Origin of the sequence: Microbacterium sp. 18062 (assembly GCF_902706225.1) — a bacterium.
GTDB lineage: Bacteria > Actinomycetota > Actinomycetes > Actinomycetales > Microbacteriaceae > Microbacterium.
The window spans coordinates 1-18,422 of sequence record NZ_CACSKB010000064.1; the positions used below are offsets into that span (position 1 = coordinate 1).

General features: G+C 71.7%; 18 protein-coding genes and 1 pseudogene. 4 read left to right on the top strand and 15 right to left on the bottom strand.

The genetic code is table 11. The annotated features are described in order from the left end of the window. The 8 genes and pseudogenes from GVL03_RS17030 to GVL03_RS17065 form a co-directional block, all read right to left on the bottom strand. Positions 1 to 321: pseudogene (locus tag GVL03_RS17030) on the bottom strand (sugar phosphate isomerase/epimerase); the annotation flags it as partial. A gap of 6 nt (positions 322 to 327) precedes the next feature. Then, positions 328 to 1,428: a Gfo/Idh/MocA family protein gene (locus GVL03_RS17035; RefSeq protein WP_306770350.1), complete on the bottom strand. Its 1,101-nt coding sequence runs from the start codon at positions 1,426 to 1,428 to the stop codon at positions 328 to 330. Next, positions 1,425 to 2,552, bottom strand: a complete 1,128-nt coding sequence (locus tag GVL03_RS17040) for a Gfo/Idh/MocA family protein (protein ID WP_159502206.1) — start codon at positions 2,550 to 2,552, stop codon at positions 1,425 to 1,427. The genes GVL03_RS17035 and GVL03_RS17040 overlap by 4 nt, the downstream gene beginning before the upstream one ends. Further along, a complete protein-coding gene (locus GVL03_RS17045) occupies positions 2,549 to 3,370 on the bottom strand; it encodes a sugar phosphate isomerase/epimerase (RefSeq protein WP_159502207.1) in 822 nt (273 codons plus the stop codon). The genes GVL03_RS17040 and GVL03_RS17045 overlap by 4 nt, the downstream gene beginning before the upstream one ends. 30 nt (positions 3,371 to 3,400) lie before the next feature. Further along, on the bottom strand, positions 3,401 to 4,279 hold the full coding sequence (locus GVL03_RS17050; protein ID WP_159502208.1) for an ATP-binding cassette domain-containing protein: 879 nt from the start codon (positions 4,277 to 4,279) through the stop codon (positions 3,401 to 3,403). Then, positions 4,276 to 6,096, bottom strand: a complete 1,821-nt coding sequence (locus GVL03_RS17055) for a dipeptide/oligopeptide/nickel ABC transporter permease/ATP-binding protein (protein ID WP_159502209.1) — start codon at positions 6,094 to 6,096, stop codon at positions 4,276 to 4,278. The genes GVL03_RS17050 and GVL03_RS17055 overlap by 4 nt, the downstream gene beginning before the upstream one ends. Beyond that, entirely contained in the window at positions 6,093 to 7,034 is a 942-nt protein-coding gene (locus GVL03_RS17060) for an ABC transporter permease (RefSeq protein ID WP_159502210.1), read from the bottom strand. The genes GVL03_RS17055 and GVL03_RS17060 overlap by 4 nt, the downstream gene beginning before the upstream one ends. Before the next feature lie 75 nt (positions 7,035 to 7,109). Further along, a complete protein-coding gene (locus tag GVL03_RS17065; protein WP_159502211.1) occupies positions 7,110 to 8,633 on the bottom strand; it encodes an ABC transporter substrate-binding protein in 1,524 nt (507 codons plus the stop codon). A gap of 204 nt (positions 8,634 to 8,837) precedes the next feature. Here GVL03_RS17065 and GVL03_RS17070 point away from each other — a divergent pair, with 204 nt between their 5' ends. Further along, positions 8,838 to 9,446 (top strand): TetR/AcrR family transcriptional regulator, encoded by a 609-nt coding sequence (locus tag GVL03_RS17070; RefSeq protein WP_159502212.1) that lies wholly within the window; start codon positions 8,838 to 8,840, stop codon positions 9,444 to 9,446. A gap of 43 nt (positions 9,447 to 9,489) precedes the next feature. Here the strand turns inward: GVL03_RS17070 and GVL03_RS17075 are convergent, their stop codons facing one another. Beyond that, positions 9,490 to 10,494 (bottom strand): acyl-CoA thioesterase, encoded by a 1,005-nt coding sequence (locus GVL03_RS17075; RefSeq protein WP_235038212.1) that lies wholly within the window; start codon positions 10,492 to 10,494, stop codon positions 9,490 to 9,492. A 32-nt stretch (positions 10,495 to 10,526) separates the two neighbouring features. Between GVL03_RS17075 and GVL03_RS17080 the strand changes: the two genes are divergently transcribed. After that, complete coding sequence (locus tag GVL03_RS17080; protein ID WP_159502213.1) at positions 10,527 to 10,868, top strand: DUF1801 domain-containing protein; 342 nt, start codon at positions 10,527 to 10,529, stop codon at positions 10,866 to 10,868. 142 nt (positions 10,869 to 11,010) lie between these two features. On the opposite strand, the gene pcaC is transcribed toward GVL03_RS17080, so the two are convergent. The 6 genes from pcaC to GVL03_RS17110 all read right to left on the bottom strand — a co-directional run bounded on the left by pcaC (position 11,011) and on the right by GVL03_RS17110 (position 15,968). Next, on the bottom strand, positions 11,011 to 11,409 hold the full coding sequence (gene pcaC / locus GVL03_RS17085; protein ID WP_159502214.1) for a 4-carboxymuconolactone decarboxylase: 399 nt from the start codon (positions 11,407 to 11,409) through the stop codon (positions 11,011 to 11,013). Continuing rightward, positions 11,406 to 12,197 carry an alpha/beta fold hydrolase gene (locus tag GVL03_RS17090; RefSeq protein ID WP_159502215.1) on the bottom strand — a complete coding sequence of 264 codons (792 nt, stop codon included), beginning with the start codon at positions 12,195 to 12,197 and terminating at the stop codon, positions 11,406 to 11,408. The genes pcaC and GVL03_RS17090 overlap by 4 nt, the downstream gene beginning before the upstream one ends. Beyond that, positions 12,194 to 13,678, bottom strand: coding sequence for a lyase family protein (locus GVL03_RS17095; protein WP_235038213.1), 1,485 nt, complete (start codon positions 13,676 to 13,678; stop codon positions 12,194 to 12,196). The genes GVL03_RS17090 and GVL03_RS17095 overlap by 4 nt, the downstream gene beginning before the upstream one ends. Then, positions 13,668 to 14,252 carry a protocatechuate 3,4-dioxygenase subunit alpha gene (gene pcaG, locus GVL03_RS17100; RefSeq protein ID WP_159502216.1) on the bottom strand — a complete coding sequence of 195 codons (585 nt, stop codon included), beginning with the start codon at positions 14,250 to 14,252 and terminating at the stop codon, positions 13,668 to 13,670. The genes GVL03_RS17095 and pcaG overlap by 11 nt, the downstream gene beginning before the upstream one ends. 1 nt (position 14,253) lies before the next feature. Then, on the bottom strand, positions 14,254 to 15,120 hold the full coding sequence (gene pcaH, locus GVL03_RS17105) for a protocatechuate 3,4-dioxygenase subunit beta (protein WP_159502217.1): 867 nt from the start codon (positions 15,118 to 15,120) through the stop codon (positions 14,254 to 14,256). 92 nt (positions 15,121 to 15,212) lie between these two features. Then, a complete protein-coding gene (locus GVL03_RS17110) occupies positions 15,213 to 15,968 on the bottom strand; it encodes an IclR family transcriptional regulator (RefSeq protein ID WP_235038214.1) in 756 nt (251 codons plus the stop codon). Between the two features lie 275 nt (positions 15,969 to 16,243). Here GVL03_RS17110 and GVL03_RS17115 point away from each other — a divergent pair, with 275 nt between their 5' ends. Beyond that, positions 16,244 to 16,996 carry an IclR family transcriptional regulator gene (locus tag GVL03_RS17115; protein WP_159502219.1) on the top strand — a complete coding sequence of 251 codons (753 nt, stop codon included), beginning with the start codon at positions 16,244 to 16,246 and terminating at the stop codon, positions 16,994 to 16,996. 156 nt (positions 16,997 to 17,152) lie between these two features. Further along, a complete protein-coding gene (locus GVL03_RS17120; protein ID WP_159502220.1) occupies positions 17,153 to 18,343 on the top strand; it encodes a 4-hydroxybenzoate 3-monooxygenase in 1,191 nt (396 codons plus the stop codon). Positions 18,344 to 18,422: the final 79 nt, after the last annotated feature.

The following is an 18,422-nucleotide window of genomic DNA, read 5'->3' on the forward strand; positions in this document are numbered from 1 at the left end:
ACGCACCCCCTCCGCCTCGCCATCACCCCACACCTCGTCACGCAGAATCGCCCGGTGCCGGAAATCGATGGGCGCATCACACACGGCCTGACCCGCCAGATGATTCGAGATCGCGAACACCTCCAAGCCGTACCGATCCAGGATCTCCCGCCTCGACCGCAGATACACGTCGTCCACATCAGCCCGCGCGAGATCGAGATGGTCGCCGGATGCCGCGACCTCCAGGCCGTCATACCCCCACCCCGCCGCCAACCGCGCCACCTCCTCGAACGGAAGATCGGCCCACTGCCCCGTGAACAGAGTCACCGGATGCGTCGTCATGGTTCCTCAGCCCCTCTCCGGTGCCGGAGCGTCCGGCACGGTGTCGATCCATCCATCCTGGCTTGCCGAGGCGAGCACGGCATCGGTCAGTTCGACGGCCCGCACGCCGTCGTCGAACGTGGGGAGTCCTTCGGGGGCCTCTCCGGCGATGGCGGTGTGCACATCGGCGACGAAGGCGTTGAACGCGTCCTGGTACCCCTGCGCGTGCCCGGCGGGCACGCGTGAGAGCCGTGCGGCGTCGGGCCCGTCCTGGTCCGGGTCGCGCAGCAGCAGCATCGAGCCGGCGCGCCGGCCGATCCACAGCTCTTCGGGGCGCTCCTGCTCGAATCGCACCGAGCTCTCGCTGCCGTGGATCTCCAGGACGAGCGCGTTCTTCCGGCCGGGCGCCAGCTGAGAGACCAGCAGCGTGCCGAACGCTCCTCCCGACAGCTCGACGAGGACCGCCGCGACATCCTCGTTGGCGACGGCGGCACCGCTGCGGATGGGGAAGACCGTGCGGGTGCGCGCGGTCAGCCGCACGATGCGCTCGCCGGTGACGAACTCGATGAGGTCGCACAGGTGCGACCCGATGTCGGCGAATGCGCGGGACGCCCCGCCCGCCGCGACGGTGGTCCGCCAGTTCTGGTCGGACGCACCCATCAGCCAGTCCTGCAGGTAGGCGGCATCCACCGTCAGCACGGTGCCGAGCTCGCCCTGCGCCACCCGGCGCCGCGCCTCGCGGACGGCGGGGTGGTAACGGTACACGAACGGCACCGCGCCCACGAGCCCGGCCTCGTGCGCACGCGCAGCGAGCATCCTCGCGTCCTCCGAGGCGACAGCCAGGGGCTTCTCGCAGATGACGTGACGCCCGGCCTCGATCGCGGCGAGCGCCTGCTGCGTGTTCGGTGTGCACACGTGCACCAGCTCGACGTCGGGATGCGCGACGAGCGACGAGGCGTCGTCGACGGCATGCTCGATGCCGAGCTCCGCGGCGGCGATGCGCGCCCGCTCCGGGGAGGAGCTCGCCAGGGCCACCTGCCTGCCCCCGGCCGCGCGAGCCGCTCGGGAGTGCACGGCGGCCATGAAGCCGCCGCCCAGGAAGCCCGACCCGGGCGCCTCCCCGCTCACAACGTGGCCTCGAACGGGTCGCGGTCCTCGGGGATGAGGGCGATCTCGCCGATCGTGCTGGCCACGTCGACGACATCGGCGCGGGCCGCCGCCTCCTCGATCGCCGTGAGCGTGTCGAGCACGTGATACCCGAGCTCCGCCGTGGCGGCGTGCGGCTGGCCGGTGCGGATCGCTCGGGCCATGTCGAGCACGCCGAGACCGCGCCCGGCGAGTGCGCCCGACAACGGCACGTCCACCCACTCGGTGTCGATGCCGCCGGGCCCGAAGGTCGAGGCACGGGTCAACGAGATCTCGCCGTCGAACATGTTCGGGTCGGGCGCGAGCAGCGTGCCCTCCGTGCCCGTGATCTCGACGTATCCCACCCGGGGCAGCCGCGAGTCGAAGCTGAACAGGCTCTGGGCCACGCCGCCGCGTTCGAACTCGATGATCGCGCTCACATGTGTGGGGACGTCGACGGGGAACTCGGTGCCCGCTCGCGGGCCGACCTGGACGGTGCGCGTCGTGCGTCCCCTCGTGCCGAACGCCGCCACGCGCGCGACCGGCCCGAACAGGCCTACGAGAGCGGTGACGTAGTAGGGGCCCATGTCCAGCAGCGGACCGGCACCACGGGCGAAGAAGAAGTCGGGGTTCGGATGGAAGACGTCGGGGCCCTGATGCTGCATCACCGTCTGCGCCGCGATCGGCGTGCCGATCTCCCCGCGCGCGATCGCACGCCGCACCGTCTGCACCCCGGGACCGAGCACCGTGTCGGGCGCCACTCCGACCCTCAGCCCCGCGGCCCGCGCCCGCGCGATCAGCGCCTGCCCGCTGGCGCGATCGACGCTGATGGGCTTCTCGACCCACACGTGCTTGCCCGCGGCGATCGCCGCGGAGGAGACCTCCGCGTGCACGGCCGGTATCGTCAGGTTCACGACGATCTCGACGTCGGGATGGGTCAGCACATCGGTGCTCGTCCCCCACGCGGGCACCGCGTGCTTGGACGCCTGCGCGGCGGCGCGCTCGACATCGAGGTCGCCGAGGATCACGACCCGCACGTCCGGGAACCTCGTGAGGTTCTCCAGGTACGTGTCGCTGATCATCCCGGTGCCGATGAAGCCGATGCCCACCGGTCCGTTGGCGGTCATCGGCGGATCCCCCTCTCCCGCAGATAGGCGATGCTCTGCGCGATCCCGTCGAAGACGTCTCCGCCGTAGTGGTCGAACTCGATGACGGCGTACTCGATGGCGACCGCCGCATCGAGGATGAGCCCGAGCGGCACCTCTCCTCGCCCCGCGGGCTGCTGCCCCAGCGCCGCGGGGTCGAAGGGTGCCCCGGACGACAGCGGGTCCTCCTGCGGCAGCGGTCCGTCCTTGACGTGCACCGCACGAACCCGGTCTCCGAGTCGGCCGAGCAGGGCGGGCACGTCCTGCCCCGCGACGGCGGCCCAGTATGCGTCGAGCTCGAGCACGACCGCCTCGTCGAGCCGGCCGACGAGCAGCTCGTAGCCGCTCCTGCCGTCGAACTCGTGCGCGAACTCGTGCGCGTGGTTGTGGTAGCCGACGCGCAGACCGTGCTCGGCCGCCTCGGCGGCCGCCGCGTTCAGCAGCGAGGCGGTGCGCTCGATCTCGGCGGCATCCGCCCACCGAGCCGGCGGCACGAACGCGTCGATGACGATCGACAGCCCGAGCTCGCGCGCCGCGGAGAAGGTCTCGGCGCGCGGCGGCACAGCGACCACGCTGTCCCCGAACCTCAGCTCGTCGGAGAGGAACGTCGCGTGCCCGGTCCTGGCGACGAGGCCGTGACGGTCGAGAGCCGTACGCAGCTCCGAGGCGCGTCGCACGAAGTCGAACGCCTCCACCTGGCGCAGACCGAGGCCTGCGAGCCGTCGCAGGGTGCCGTCGAGGTCCTCGGCGAGCTGGTCGTCGACGGAGTAGAGCTGAACGGACAGCTGCGGAGTGGTCATGGTCTCTTTCCTGTCGATGGGATGACGGGGTCAGTTGGTCGTGGTCGTGGTCGCGGTCGCGGTCGCGGTCGGGGCGAGGGCGCGACGCGCCCTCCGGCGTTCGGCCTGCCGGTCGGGGTCGATGACCGGCGAGGCCATGAGCAGCCGCCGGGTGTACGGGTGCTCCGGATTCTCGGTGACCTGGTCGGCGTCCCCCTGCTCGACGATGCGCCCCCGATAGATGACGGCGACACGATGGCTGATGTGGCGCACCACGTCGAGGTCGTGCGAGACGAACAGGTAGGACACACCCGTCTCGAGCTGGATGCGCAGCAGCAGGTCGAGGATGCGGGCCTGCGTCGACAGGTCGAGCGCGCTCACCGGCTCGTCGCAGACGATCAGCCGGGGATCGAGGGCCAGCGCCCGGGCGATCGCGACGCGCTGCCGCTGGCCGCCGCTGAACTCCCGCGGCAGGCGGGATGCCGTGTCTGCGGGCAGCCCGACCTGATCGAGCAGCTCGGCGACCCGCGCCCGTGCACGGCGCCGATCGGTCCCGGCGGTGGCCAGCGGCTCCGCGAGGATGTCTCCCACGGTCATGGACGGGTTCAAGGAGGAGTACGGGTCCTGGAACACGACCTGGAGGTCACGACTCAGCGCCTGCCGGGCGCGACGGTTCGCGTGGGAGATGTCGGCGCCGGCGAAGACGATGCGCCCCTTCGACACAGGCGCCAGCCCCAGGATGGCCCGGCCGATCGTCGTCTTCCCGGATCCCGACTCGCCCACGAGCCCCAGAGTCTCGCCGGGGCGGATCTGCAGGTTCGCGCCCTCGACCGCGCGGAACGGCGTCCTCGACCGCTTCGCCCGGTACTCCACGTCGAGGTCCTCGACGATCAGCAGCGGCTCTCCCGTCGGCGGGCTCTCGGTGCTCATCGGGTGCCCTCCGTCGGGGTGTCGAGCAGCATCGTGCGACGAGGCTTGCCCTCGAGGGTCGATGCCAGCAGCTCTGCGGTGTAGGCCTGCGACGGCTCCCGAAGGACGGCCCGCACCTCGCCGCTCTCGACGACCCGGGAGCTCTTCATCACGACGATGCGGTCGCAGATGTCGGCGACCACGCCGAAGTTGTGCGTGACGAGCACCACGCCCATTCCCAGGCGCTGCTGCAGATCGCGCAGCAGGTCGAGCACTTCGGCCTGCACGGTCACGTCCAGCGCCGTGGTCGGCTCGTCGGCGATGAGCAGGTCGGGCTCGCAGCCGACCGCACCCGCGATCAGCACGCGCTGCGCCATGCCGCCGGAGATCTCGTGCGGATACGCGGCGAAGGTGCGCTCGGGTTCGGGGATGCCGACGATCTCCAGCAGCTCGAGGGCTCGCCGTCGCGCCTGCGCCTTGCTCATCCCCTTGCGTTTGATGAGCGGGCGGGCGAGCTGGTAGCCGATCGTGAAGGCCGGGTCGAGGTTCGACATCGGCTCCTGCGGGACGTAGCCGATCCGCACGCCCCGCAACGGCTCGATCGCCTTGCCGTTCCGGCCGCTGCATCCGCCGACCACCTCGATGCCGTCGATGACGATCCGCCCCGCGACGATGTCGGCGTCGTCGGGCAGCAGCCCGAGCACCGCGAAGGCCGTCTGAGTCTTTCCCGAGCCCGACTCGCCGACGATGCCCAGCACTTCGCCCCGGTCGACGTGGAAGGAGACATCGTCCACGACGCGGGCGCGACCGCCTCCCGCCCCGGGGTATTCGATGGTCAGGCCCCGCACCGAGAGCAGGTGCCCGTCGTCGACGGACCGCTGCTCGTGCTCCTCCTGCTCCTCCTGCTCCTCGGCCGCGGAGAGCGCTGCTCTCCGCGCATCTCGCACGCGACGCTGCCGCGGCGCCTTCTCGCCGTCCTCGAGCGCGTCGCGCAGCGCGTTGCCCAGCAGGGCGAGCGCGCCGGTGACGAGGGCGATCGCACCCGCCGGCCAGACCAGGAAACCCGGGCTGAGGAAGACGTTGCGGAATCCCTCGTTGAGCATCATGCCCCAGCTCGGCACCGACTGGTCGCCGAGGCCCAGAAACTCCAGTCCGGCCTGGACGGCGATGGCGATCCCCGCGATCAGAGCCGCCTGGATGATGATGGGCGCGCGCACGACGTAGAGGACGTGACGTCCGATGATGCGGATGTCCGGCAGGCCCGACACCTTCGCGGCGTCGACGTACAGCTCGTGACGCACCGAGATGACCGAGGTGCGCACGAGACGGTAGAAGGAGGGGCTGAACAGCACGCCGAAGATCACCATCGAGTACCAGACGCTCGGCCCGAGCGCCGCGCGCGCGGCGAGCAGGATGATGATGCCCGGCAGCGACATGAGCATGTCGCTGAGCCAGTACGACACGGCGTCGAAGCGACCGCCGTAGTACCCGGCGACGAGGCCGGCCGGCACCCCGATGACGAGGGCGACGAGGGTCGCGAGAGCCGCGGCCGCGAACGTCACCTGTCCGCCGTGGAGCAGGCGGGACAGCACGTCGCGCCCGACGCTGTCGGTGCCGAACCAGTGCGCTGCGCTCGGACCGGCGAGCACGTTCGACAGGTCGGTCGCATCGGGGTTGTACGGCGCGACCACCGGGGCGAGGACGCTGGCGAGCACCGCGACCGCGATCACCGCGAGCGAGATCACGCCGAGCGGGTTCGACAGCAGGCGTCGCACGGTGCCCCGTCTGCTGGAGGTGACGACGTGGACCGAGACGGTGGGAGTCACGGGCTGGCTCATGAGACACGCGCCTTCGGGTTGAGCCATCCGACCAGCAGGTCGATGGCGAGGTTGACGACGACGACGAGGACGACCGTGGCCAGCACCACGCCCATGACGATGGGCAGATCGCCGCGCGTGGTCGACTGGACGGCGAGGTAGCCGAGGCCGGGCAGCGCGAACACCTGCTCGACGATGACGGCACCGCCCAGCAGCCCGACGAACTGCAGGGCGAGCACGGTCAAGCCGGGTGGTGATGCCGAGCGCAGGACATGCCGCAGCAGGATCTCCCGTCTGCCGAGCCCGCGGCTGCGGAGCGTGCGCACATAGTCTCGCCGGAGCACGTCGATCAGCGAGCTGCGGATCTGCTGCGCGGTGGAGGCGACGGTCGACAGCACGAGCGCCATGACCGGCAGGGTGATCGACAGCAGCCAGGCCTGCGGGTTCTCGGCGAACGGTGTGAAGCCGGTGGCGGGGAACCAGCCCAGCTGCACCGCGAAGACCGTCACGAGGATGATCGCCAGGATGAAGCCCGGGATCGCGTACCCGAGCACCGCGAGCACCTGGACGAGCCGGTCGACCCATCCGCGCCGGACCGCTGCGGCGAGCCCCAGCGCGACCGAGAGCACCGCGGAGATGACGATGACGATGAGCACGATCGAGAAGGTGACCGTCAGGCGCGTCGACAGCGCCTGGACGACCGGCTCGCTCGTGAACCAGGACCGGCCGAGGTCGCCGGTGAGCGCTCTGCCCAGCCATGCGGCGAACTGCACCGGCAGCGGCTGATCGATGCCGAGCTCCTCGGCCTTCAGCGCGACCTGCTCCTCGGTGGCGTAGTCGCCGAGGATGACGCGCGCGACGTTCCTGCCCGCCGAGAAGACCATCGCGAAGGTGAACGCGGTGACGACGAACAGCAGGAGCACGCTCGATCCGAGCCTCTTGAGAAGAAATGCCAGCATGATGGTCCCCCTGGGGCGAGGCGGGCGGGCGGGCCGTCCGGGAAGAGCAGTTCGTCCCGGACGGCCCGCAGCCGGTCAGCTCGCGGGCGAGTAGTTGTAGAGGGAGGGGACGGCCTGCTCCACCTGCACGACGACGTCGACGCTGTCGTTGCCGTAGTAGAGCTGGTCGGGGCGGTACCACGGCGCGAACCAGGCGTTCTCGACGAGGTACGTGCCCAGCTCCGCGGCCGCGGCCGCGGCCTCGGTCTCATCGCCGAACTGCACCCGGGTGATGAGATCCGTCACCGCGGGGTCGGTCGAGTCGAGGGCGTTGAACAGCGCCGTCGGTGCGATCGCCTGGTTGATCGTCGTCCAGCTCGACGGCTGGAACAGCGACATCCACGTGGCGGGGAAACGTCCCGAGACCATCTCGGTGAGCGCGTCGGCCGCCGGCACCTCGACGAAGTTCACCGTGATGCCGACCGCGCCGAGCTGTTCCCTGATGACCGCGGCGAGGGCCTGGTCGAAGTTCGCCCAGATCGGCATGTCGATCGCGAACCCGTCGGCGTATCCCGCCTCGGCGATCAGCTCGCCGGCGCGCGCGGGGTCATAGGCGTACGTGCCCTCGAGCTCCTCTACGAAACCCGTGGAGTTCGGCCCGAAGACCTGGTCGGTGAGCTCGCCGCGGCCGCCCTGGATCTGCGCGAGGATGGCCTCCTTGTCGATGGCGTGGTTGATCGCCTGGCGCACGCGCACATCCCCGAGAGCGGGGACGAGCTGCCCGGCACGGTCGAAGAGGATCAGCCCCTGCCAGTCGAGCCCCTGGATGTGCGGGACGAGACCGGCCGCGTCGGCCTGCGATGCGGTCTTCGCGTCGAGGATCGCCGCATCGACCTGACCGCTGGCGAGCGCGTTGTACCGCGCCGTGATGTCGGGGATGTAGGAGAAGACCACGCGATCGAACTGCTGGAGCTCCGGCGCCCAGTAGTCCTCGTTCTTGACGAACGTGTACTGCGATCCGATCGTGGTGGCGGAGGCGTCGAGGACGTAGGGGCCCGAACCGACCGGGTTCGTCTTGATCTCGTCGGTGCCGAGGGCCTCCGGGCTTCCCATGAGACCGGCGGCGTTGCTGAGGTAGATCAGGAGCGCGGGCTCCGGCACGCTCAGATCGATGGCGATCGTGTGATCGTCGACGACGTCGATGGACTCGACCGCCGCGAGGGTGTGTCCCTGCGGTCCGGTTCCGGTGCGGAAGTGCTCGAGGTTCGCCTTGGCCGCCTCGGCGTCGAAGACGGCGCCGTCGCTGAAGGTGACGTCGTCGCGCAGGGTGAGCGTGAGCTGCATCCCGTCCTCGCTGAACTCCCATGCCGTGGCGAGCATGGGCTCGAACCCGCCGTCGGGGGCACGACGGATCAGGCTGTCGTATGCGGCCTGATAGAACTGCATGAAGTGCCCCTCCTGAGCCTGGTTCGGATCGAACGAGGTCGGCTCGATGAGGGTTCCAAGCGTGAGGACGGCGGCGTCTCCGGATCCGTCGCTCGAGGGGGCGCTGCATCCGGTCAGGGCGAGCGCCGCCATGGCTATGCCCGCGGCGACGGCCTTCAGTCTTCCTAACGTCATTGTTATCTCCTGAGTGCTGTGCTCGCCCGGCTTCATCGCCGGACCCGCGCCGACATCGTCATCGGCGCGGCATCGCCACGGTAGCAGCAAAACCGACACCTATGTAGGTTTCTTTTCGGGGTCGATCCGAGGCACGTTCGAGCCCGTCCTGAGCGGCTGGCGCACCCGCGGCGCTCAGTATCATGAGGGGAACGGGAGGTTCCGATGGCGGCCCGCCGAAACTACGCGAAGGGCACCGCGAGACGCCAGCAGATCGTCGCGAAGGCTTTCACCGCCTTCAGCACACAGGGATTCCGTGGTGCGTCCATCCTGCAGATCGCCGCGGACTGCGGGGTGTCGCGCGCGGGTCTGCTGCATCATTTCCCCACCAAGGAGGATCTGCTGCGCGCCGTTCTCGAGGAACGCGATCGCCAGGACACCGAGCGGTTCCTGGCGGACCTGGGCGGCGATCCCCCGGACGGTCTCGTCTACTTCCGGCAGATCGCCCGCATCATCGAGCACAACGCGGCGCACCCGGGGCTCGTCAGCCTGTTCGCTGTGCTCTCGGCCGAGGCCACCGAGCCGGGCCACCCCGCGTTCGAGTACTTCACCCGGCGCTACGACCTCACGCGGAGCAGGATGTCGGCGGCGCTCCGGGATCTCGCCGGACAGGGTGCGCTGAGGCCGGGCATCGATCCCGGCCAGGCCGCCGTCGACCTGGTCGCCTTGATCGACGGGCTGCAGGTGCAGTGGCTCTACTCGCCGGCCGAGATCGACATGGTGGCGCACTACCGTCGCAGGATCGACGAGATCCTCACCGTGCCGCTGTACTGAGCGTCCGAAGGCGGCATCCGGAGCACGGTGCCGGACGAGGCGGTCAGGGCTCGAGCGTGAGCGAGGCGGGGATCGGCACGATCGACTCGCGCAGACGCACCACCTCGCGCGCGTGCTCCTGCAGCCGGCGATCCCCGTCGGTGCGGGGTCGCCACTCCGGCACCGCCCGGGCCACTCCGTCCGCGCCGGGCACGACGAAGACGCTCATGCACTGGGTGGTGAGGGTCAGCTCCCGCGGCGTGCGCGGATCGGCCGACGACACCCGGATGCTGATGTGCATGCTGTGCGCGCTCGTGTGGATGATGCGGGCGTCCACCTCGACGAGCTCGCCGATCCGCACCGGGGTGAAGAAGTGGATGCCGCCGGAGTACACCGCGACGGCGTGGCTCGCCTCGTCGCCGTCGCGTGCCCAGGACGCCGCCACCGCGTAGGCGGCCTCGTCGATCCACCGCATGACGGTGCCGCCGTGGGCGTTGCCGCCCCAGTTCACGACGCCGGGCGGCACGAGGAACCGCAGCGTCACCCGTGGCGTCTCGCTGTCGTCGGCGTATTCCTCGTCGAGCATGTGGCGCTTGATCTCGGTGCGCGACGGGATGCGCTCGAGCGCGGCGGCGGCGAGCTTGCGGTCGGAGCGCGACACCGGCGACCATGAGGGCACCTCGGTCGGACGCCCGTCCGCATCCTTCGCGACGAAGACGAGGATGCAGGTCGTCGCCGGCGCGTAGGTGCGGGAGGCGACCTCGGCGGACGAGACCGTGACCACCACGTGCATGCTGGTGCGCCCGGTGTGGATGAGGCGCGCCTCGACCTCGATCAGACTGCCCGGCGGGATCGGGCGACGATGGCGCACGTTCCCCACGTAGGCCGTCACGCAGTAGGCCGCGGACCATCCGACCGCGCAGGCGTACCCCGCCTTGTCGATCCACTCCATGACGCTGCCCGCCGCGACCGATCTGCCGCCCGCGGCGGTGTCGGCGGGCGTGGAGAGGAATCGCAGCGTGATGCGGTCGTCGGCAGCGGCGCCGGACGCGGACGTCGGGATGATCACGCCGCCAGCGTAGCGGTGGCTACGGTGTACCCATGAGCACTGATTGGCGACAGGCCCGGGTCGAGGCCGTCCGCACCCTGATCGCACGGGCGGAGCCGGAGGCGATCGAGGAGACCAAGTGGCGCAAGCCCTCCAATCCCGGCGGGGTGCCGACGTTCTCCCTCGCCGGGCTGATCTGCACGGTCGAGACCTATCGCGACAAGATCAAGGTGACCTTCGCGAAGGGCGCCTCACTGCCGGATCCGCGGGGGCTGTTCAACGCGAGCCTCGGCGCCGGCACCCGCCGCGCGATCGACCTCGCCGAGCACGACGCGCTCGACGAGGACGCCTTCGTCGAGCTGATCCGCGCGGCGGCGGAGCTGAACCGGGGATAGCCCGGCTGGGCCGGGCGCGACGGCATCCGCCCGCCGGCCGCTGTTCGTTCGTCGCGATCACAGGGTGCGACGCCGCAACACCCGCGCATATGCGACCAGCGAACGGAGACTACTTCGAGGGGTTCGCGTCGGCGCGACCGGATCACTCCTCCGCGAAGACGTCCTTCGCGATGCGGAACGCGGTGTTGGCCGCGGGCACGCCGCAGTAGATCGCCGACTGCAGGATCACCTCGACGATCTCGTCGTGCGTGAGGCCGTTGCGGATCGCCGCCCGCAGATGCATCGCGAGCTCCTCGTGGTGCCCGAGCGCGATGAGGGCAGTCAGCACCGCCACCGATCGCTCGCGGCGCGCGAGCCCCGGCCGCGACCAGATGTCGCCCCAGGCGTACCGGGTGATGAGGTCCTGGAAGTCCGCCGTCAGCGGCACCGTCCCCGCCACGGCCCGGTCGACGTGCGCGTCGCCGAGCACCGCGCGTCGCACCCCCATGCCCTGGTCGTAGCGCTGCTCGTCGGTGAGCCCTTCGCCGTCGGGTCGGGTCATCGCAGGGGTCCTTCCGAGAGGGCGTCGAAGAAGTCGAGCAGTGCGGATGCGGTGGCCTCGGGCTGCTCGGCGGGCGGCAGGTGCGCCGCGTCCTCGATCACGGCGGTGCTGCCGCGGCGGACGCCCTCCGCGATCTCGGTCGCCTTCTGCTCGGGGGCGACCTGGTCGAACCGTCCCCACACCGCGCGCACCGGCACGTCGATCCTGCCGAGGCTGTCGCGCACGTCGTAGGCGGCGAGCGCCTCGCAGCACCGGGCGTACCCCTCGTCGTCGGCGTCCTGCAGGGCGTGCAGCAGCCGCCCGCTGAGCTCGGGCCGCCGCTCGATCGAGCCGGGCGCGAACCAGCGCTGGGCGGAGCCGATGATCAGCGACGACGTCGACTGCGCACGCACCTGGGCGGCCCGCTCGTGCCACGCCCCGGGGTCGCCGAGCCGGGCGCCGGAGGCGACGATCGCAGCGGCGGAGACCAGCGCGGGGTGGCGGAGGAGGAGCTCGAGACCCGTCGCCCCGCCGAGCGAGACGCCCGCGTACAGGATGCGGTCCTCGCCGCGCGCGCGCACGGCGTCCGCGACGCCGTCGGCGATGTCGGCGACGGTGAACGGGGCGGTCGGCGGCGGCGACTCGCCGTGGCCGGGAAGGTCCCACGCGGCGACGCGGTAGCGCTCCCTGAGGAGGGGGATCGTGGTCTCCCACAGGATCGTGGAGGTGCCGAGCGAGGGGCCGAGCACGATCAGCGGGGCGCCGGTGGGGCCGGACGGCTCGGTCAGGACGATCTCGGGGACGGTCATCGGGACTCCTCCTCGGTGTCGGCGGGCGCCGGCAGGTCCTGCACCGTGCGATCCACCTGCGCCGAGGCGAGCCCCGTGTACCGGGCGGGGTCGAGCAGCGCGTCGACCTCGTCGGCCGGATGCGGCGCGTCCGGCACGCGGTCGCCCGCGTCCTCGAGCGCCCGGGCGACGAGGGTGCGGAGGTCGCCGCCACGACCCGCCTCGGCGACGATGCGCGACACGGCGTCGCGGCCGAGCACCGGGGTGAGGGCGATCGAGAGCCGTTCGGAGACGATCAGCCCGTCGGTCGACGCGAGGTTCCGCGCGGTGGCTCCGGCGTCGACGCGCAGCCCCTCGACGAGCCGCGCGGAGGTGCCGGTCGCGCCGAGCGCGAGGCGGAGCAGCTCCCGCAGCGTCGGCCATTCCGCGTGCCAGGCCCCGTCGGGTCGCTCGTCGACCGCGAGCGCCGACGCGAGGTGCAGGGTCGCCCCGAGCTGCGGGGCGCGCAGCGCCGCCGAGCGCACGAGCACGGACCCCGCCGGGTTCTGCTTCTGCGGCATCGCGCTCGATCCGCCGCCGGTCCCCTCGGCGAGCTCGCCGATCTCGGTGCGGCTGAGCGTGGCGACGTCGGCGGCGATCTTCCCCACGGCGTCGATCGCCTGCACGAGCGCGTCGCCGAGCTCGGTCACCGGCCAGCGGGTCGTGTGCCAGGGGGCGTCGGGCGCGGCGAGGCCGAGCTCGGCGGCGAAGGCCGCGGGCAGGGCGGATGCGGCATCCGCTCCGCCGATCTCCACGAACGCGGCGAGGGTGCCCCCGGCGCCCCCGAGCTGGGCGGGGAGCGCGGCGAGCGCCGCGTCCAGGCGGATGCGGGCACGGTGCACGCCGCGCAGCCAGCCGGCCGCGCGGGCGCCGACGGTCGTCGGCACCGCATGCTGGGTGAGGGTGCGGGCGGCGGCGACGTCGTCGCGATGCGCGGCGGCGAAGACGGCGAGGTGCTGCTCGGTGGCCCGAAGCGCCGTCTGCACCTCGGCACCCGCGCGCCGGGAGACGAGCATGAGCGCCGAGTCGAGGATGTCCTGGCTGGTCGCTCCGCGATGCACCCAGGGGCGCGACTCGATCGGCACGCGCTCCTTGAGCCGTCCCACGAGCGGGATCACAGGGTTCCCTCCGGCGACGGATGCGGCGACCACCACGCCGAGCGGGAGCCAGGCCGCGTCGCAGGGTGCGCCGGGCCCCGCCCACCCGAGCGCCGCGGAGAGGATCGCCGCATCCGGCGCGATGCCGACGCGCGCCCAGGCTCGCGAGAGCGCGACCTCTGCCGCGACCAGCGCTCCGAGGACCGCGGCATCGGTCACCGTGTCGTCGAAGCCGACGGCGACCGGCGACAGGAGTCCCGCATCGAGAGCGTCGGCACCGGTCGACGGTGCGTCAGCGACCCCGGGTCGCTCACCATCCGGGAGGACACGGAAATCCCCCTCGGGGATTTTCGGGTCAGAAGGCAAGGAACACGGTCTCCTTCTCGCCCTGCAGCCGGATGTCGTGATGGAGGTGGCCCTCGGGCGTTCGCGTTGCGACGAGCGTAGCGCGCTCCTCGGGGCTGAGGGAGTCGAGGAGCGGGTCCGCCGCGAGCGCCTCGGCGTCGTCGGGCAGGTAGATGCGCGTGTGCAGCTTGTTCGGCAGGCCCCGGGCGAACACGACGGCGGCGAAGAACGGGGCCTTGCCCGCCTCGGCGCCGGGGTTGCGCGTCCAGAACTCGTAGTGGCCCTCGTCGGTGGTGAACGCACGTCCGAACCCGCTGAAGGTGTGGTCGTCGCGGCGGCGCGCCCCGCGGCCGCGGGACACGGTGCCGTCGGAGTCGGCTCCCCAGATCTCGATGCACGAGTCCGGGATGGGCGCGCCGGCGCCGTCGTAGACGGTGCCGCCGAGCACGATCGCCCCCGGCGAGTGCGGGAAGACGACCTCGTGCATCTTGGGGTACTGGATGCCGAAGGCGTAGAAGGGACCGATGGTCTGGCCGGCGGTCGGTTCGAGCGACGGCTCGCCGAGGCGGGTGGGGACGGTGCGGGTGTCGGTCATCTCAGTGCTCTCCCTCGGGCTCGAACCAGGTGGCATCCGGCCCGTCGACGACGATGTCCCAGCGGTAGCCCATCGAGAACTCGGGCACCGTCAGGTCGTGGTCGTAGGTCGCGATCAGCCGGTCGCGGTCCTTCTGGCTGCGGATCGTGTTGTAGATGGGGTCGAGCGCGAACAGCGGGTCGCTCGGGAAGTACATCTGCGTGATGATGCGCTGCGTGAACCCGGTGCCGAAGACCGAGAAGTGGATGTGCGCGGGCCGCCAGGCGTTGACGTGGTTCTTCCACGGGTACGGGCCCGGCTTGATCGTCGTGAAGTGGTACTCGCCGTCGTCGTTCGTGACGATGCGGCCCGCGCCCGTGAAGTTCGGGTCGAGGGGGGCGGGATGCTGGTCGCGCTGGTGGATGTAGCGGCCCGCGGAGTTCGCCTGCCACACCTCGAGCAGCTGGTTGCGCACCGGTCGGCCCCAGGCGTCGAGCACGCGGCCCGTGACGGTGATGCGCTCGCCGAGCGGCTCGCCGGTGTGCTGGAGGGTGAGGTCGGCCTCGATCGCGGCGACGTCGCGCTGCCCGAACGCCGGCGAGAACAGCTCGATGGTCTCCGGGTCCACCAGCCGCGGGTTCTTGGTCGGGTGCCGCAGCACGCTCGACCGGTACGGCGGGAAGTCGTAGAGGGTGCGCGGCACGGACTCGCCGCTGGCGACCCGGGCCTCGGCGTCCGCGTGGAGCTCGGCCATCTCGGCGTTGATCTCGCGCTGCGAGGGCATGTCGGGAGAGGCGAGCAGGGACTCGGGGGCTGCGGCCGTCGGCTCGACGATCACGCTCGACGAGAACGCTTCTTCTCCGCGCGGATCGGAGTCGGCAACGGTCATGGGGTCTCCTTCGACGGACCAGACGGGTCGGGTCGAACCAGGGTCGCACCGGGTGCGGACGTTTCCGCACCCGAATTCCCATCCAGTGGGAATCAGGGATGCCGGAGCGCGCGGGTGAGGTCCTTCGCGGCCTGCACGACGAGGGGGGCGAGCCGGCGCTCGTCGTGCGAGTCGTCGATGTGCGCGACGATCCCGAGCGCCGTCGGGGGCAGTCCCGGCACGGCGCCGAGGGCGGCGGCCACCGAGATGTTGCCGAGCGTCATCTCCTCGCGCGTCGTGGCGTAGCCCCGCCGACGCGCGAGCCGGACCTCGAGCCGCAGTCGCTCCGGGTCGGTGATCGACAGCCGCGTCTCGGGCACGAGGGGGACGGCGAGATAGGCGTCGAGCCAGGCGTCGTCGCGGGTGGCCAGCAGCGCCTTGCCGACGCCCGTCGTGTGCAGCGGATGCCGGCCGCCGGATCTCCCGAGGGTCGGCACCGAGGCGCGGCCGGTGAGACGGCCGGCGAACACGGCGGATGCCGCATCCGGGGTCGGATCGTCGAGCACGGCGAGGTGCACGTTCTCGCCCGTGGCCTCGTACAGGCGCACCATATGCGGCAGGGCGGTCTCGCGCAGCCGCTGCGCGAGGGGCGAGAGCTCGCCGATCTCCCAGAGCCGCGCGCCGACGGTGTACCGATGACCGGGCGCGCGGGAGAGGAGTCCCTCCGCGAGCATCTGGGCGATGAGCCGATGCGCGGTCGAGAGGGCGAGCCCCGTGCGCGCGGCCAGGTCTGCCGCACTCAGCGCCGGCGCGTCCTCGGTGAAGGCGCCGAGGATGCGCATCGTGCGTTGCAGCACGCCCTCGCCCATGGACCGAGGGTACCCGGGGGCCAGCAGCATCCGTGTCTCACTTATGCAGAGCCCGAGCCCTTCCCGCCTGCACAAGTGAGACACCGATGGGTGACACCGGCGGCGGAGGAGCGGGGCGCCACGTGCGGCACGGGAGTGCCCAGTGGGTCGGATGGGTCGGCTCCGAGGGGTCGGATGGGTGCCGGATCCGATGCCCGCGAGCCAGACGGTGCCGAAGTGCCAGACGGAGCTCGGAGTGGGCCAAGGCTGGGCTGCGCGCATGAGAGGGTGAGGGCGTGGCGAATTCGGCCAGCGGCGACTCGATGACCGAGCGCATCGTGCGGGTGCTCGAGACCTTCACGTCCGAGCGCACGGTGCAGACCACCGCCGAGATCGGGCGACGCGCCGAGCTTCCCTCCTCCAGCGCGCACCGCATCGTCGACGAACTCGTGCGGGCGGGGCTGCTCGAACGCGACGAGGACCACCGAATCCGCCTCGGGCTGCGCCTCTGGGAGCTCGCCCTCCGCGGCTCGACCGCGCTGCGACTGCGCCAGGCGGCGCTGCCGCACATGGAGTCCGTGCAGGCCGCCGTGCGCGAGCACACCCAGCTCGCGGTGCTCGAGCAGGACGAGGCGCTCTTCCTCGAGCGGCTGTCGCACCCGCAGGCGGGCGCGAACATCACCCGGGTCGCCGGCCGTCTTCCCCTCCATGCGTCCTCGTCGGGGCTCGTGCTGCTCGCCCACGCGCCGCTCGCCCTGCGCGAGCGCGTGCTCGCCGGCCCCCTGCGCGCCCTCGCGCGGGAGACGATCACGGATGCCGCGGTGCTCCGCCGCCGCATCGCCGACGTCCGTCGCGAGGGCTTCGTCGTCGCCCCCGGCTCGATCGAGCAGGTCTCGACCGGCGTCGCGGTGCCGATCCGCGACGCCGGAGAGGTCGTCGCCGCACTGTCGGTCGTCCTGCCCCGCGAGACCCCGCCCGGCCCGGCGCTCGCCGCGCTGAAACAGGCCGCATCCGCCATCGAGGCCGCTCTGCGCGCCGACCGCCGCTGAGCCCGGCTCGGTCCGGGTCGCGGCAATAGAGTGACCTGGATTCCCGTTCAACGGGAATCCAGGTCAAATCCACCGAAGCGCGCGGCACACTGGGGGCGCAGCATCCGCCCACGGCCCCGCCATCCGAAGCGTCGGGCACACGTCGAAGGAGACGCCATGACCGAAGCCGACCGCACCCGCGTCGCGATCGTCGGAGCCGGCCCCGCGGGGCTGCTCCTCTCGCACCTGCTCGCCGCATCCGGGATCGACTCGGTCGTCCTCGACCAGCGCTCGCGCGAGGAGATCGAGAACACGATCCGCGCGGGCATCCTCGAACAGGGCACGGTCGATCTGCTGGTCTCCAGCAGCGCCTCCTCGCGCGTGCTCACGGACGGCACCCGCCACGACGGCATCGAGCTGAGGTTCGCGGGCGAGGGGCACCGCATCGACTTCCCCGGGCTCGTCGGCCGCAGCGTCTGGCTCTACCCCCAGCACGAGGTGCTGCGCGACCTCGTCGCCGCACGCCTCGCGGCCGGTCAGGACCTGCGCTTCGGCGCGAGCGTCGAACGGGTCGAGGATGCGGACTCCGACCGACCCCGCGTCGTCGGCACGGATGCGGACGGGCAGCCGTTCGAGATCGACGCCGACTTCGTGGTCGGCGCGGACGGCTCGCGCTCGGTCGTGCGCCCGACCGTCACCGGGGCCTCGACCGGCGGCTACTTCCGCGAGTACCCCTTCGCGTGGTTCGGCATCCTGTGCGAAGCGCCGCCGAGCTCGGAGGAGTTGATCTACAGCAACTCGGAGAACGGATTCGCGCTGATCAGCCAGCGGAGCCCCACGGTGCAGCGGATGTACTTCCAGTGCGACCCCGAGGCCGACCCCGACGCCCTCGACGAGCAGCGGATCTGGGCGGAGCTGCAGTCCCGTGTACCGGGCACGACGCTCCGGGAGGGCACGATCTTCCAGCGCGACGTGCTCCGCTTCCGCAGCTTCGTCGCGCACCGACTGCGCCGCGGGCGCGTCGCCCTGATCGGCGACGCCGCGCACACCGTTCCGCCCACCGGCGCGAAGGGCATGAACCTCGCCGTCGCCGACGTCGTGCTGCTGCACGAGGCCCTCACCGCACTCCTCCTCGAGAACGACGACCGGCCGCTCGACACCTTCGCCGACGTCGCGCTCCGGCGCATCTGGAAGGCGCAGCACTTCTCCTGGTGGATGACGAGCATGCTCCACGTCGCACCCGACGCATCGGACTTCGACCGTCTGCGCCAGCTCGGCGAGCTGCGCTCGGTCGTCGAGTCGGAGGCGGGCCGCACCTACCTCGCCGAGGCGTACACCGGCTGGCCGTTCGAGACCCGCCTCGCCTGACCGCCCACCCGGGCCCGGATGGCGCGGCGCGGCGCGGGGCGGGCGGCGGGCCCGGGCGGCGCGGCGCCCGCCCCGCGCC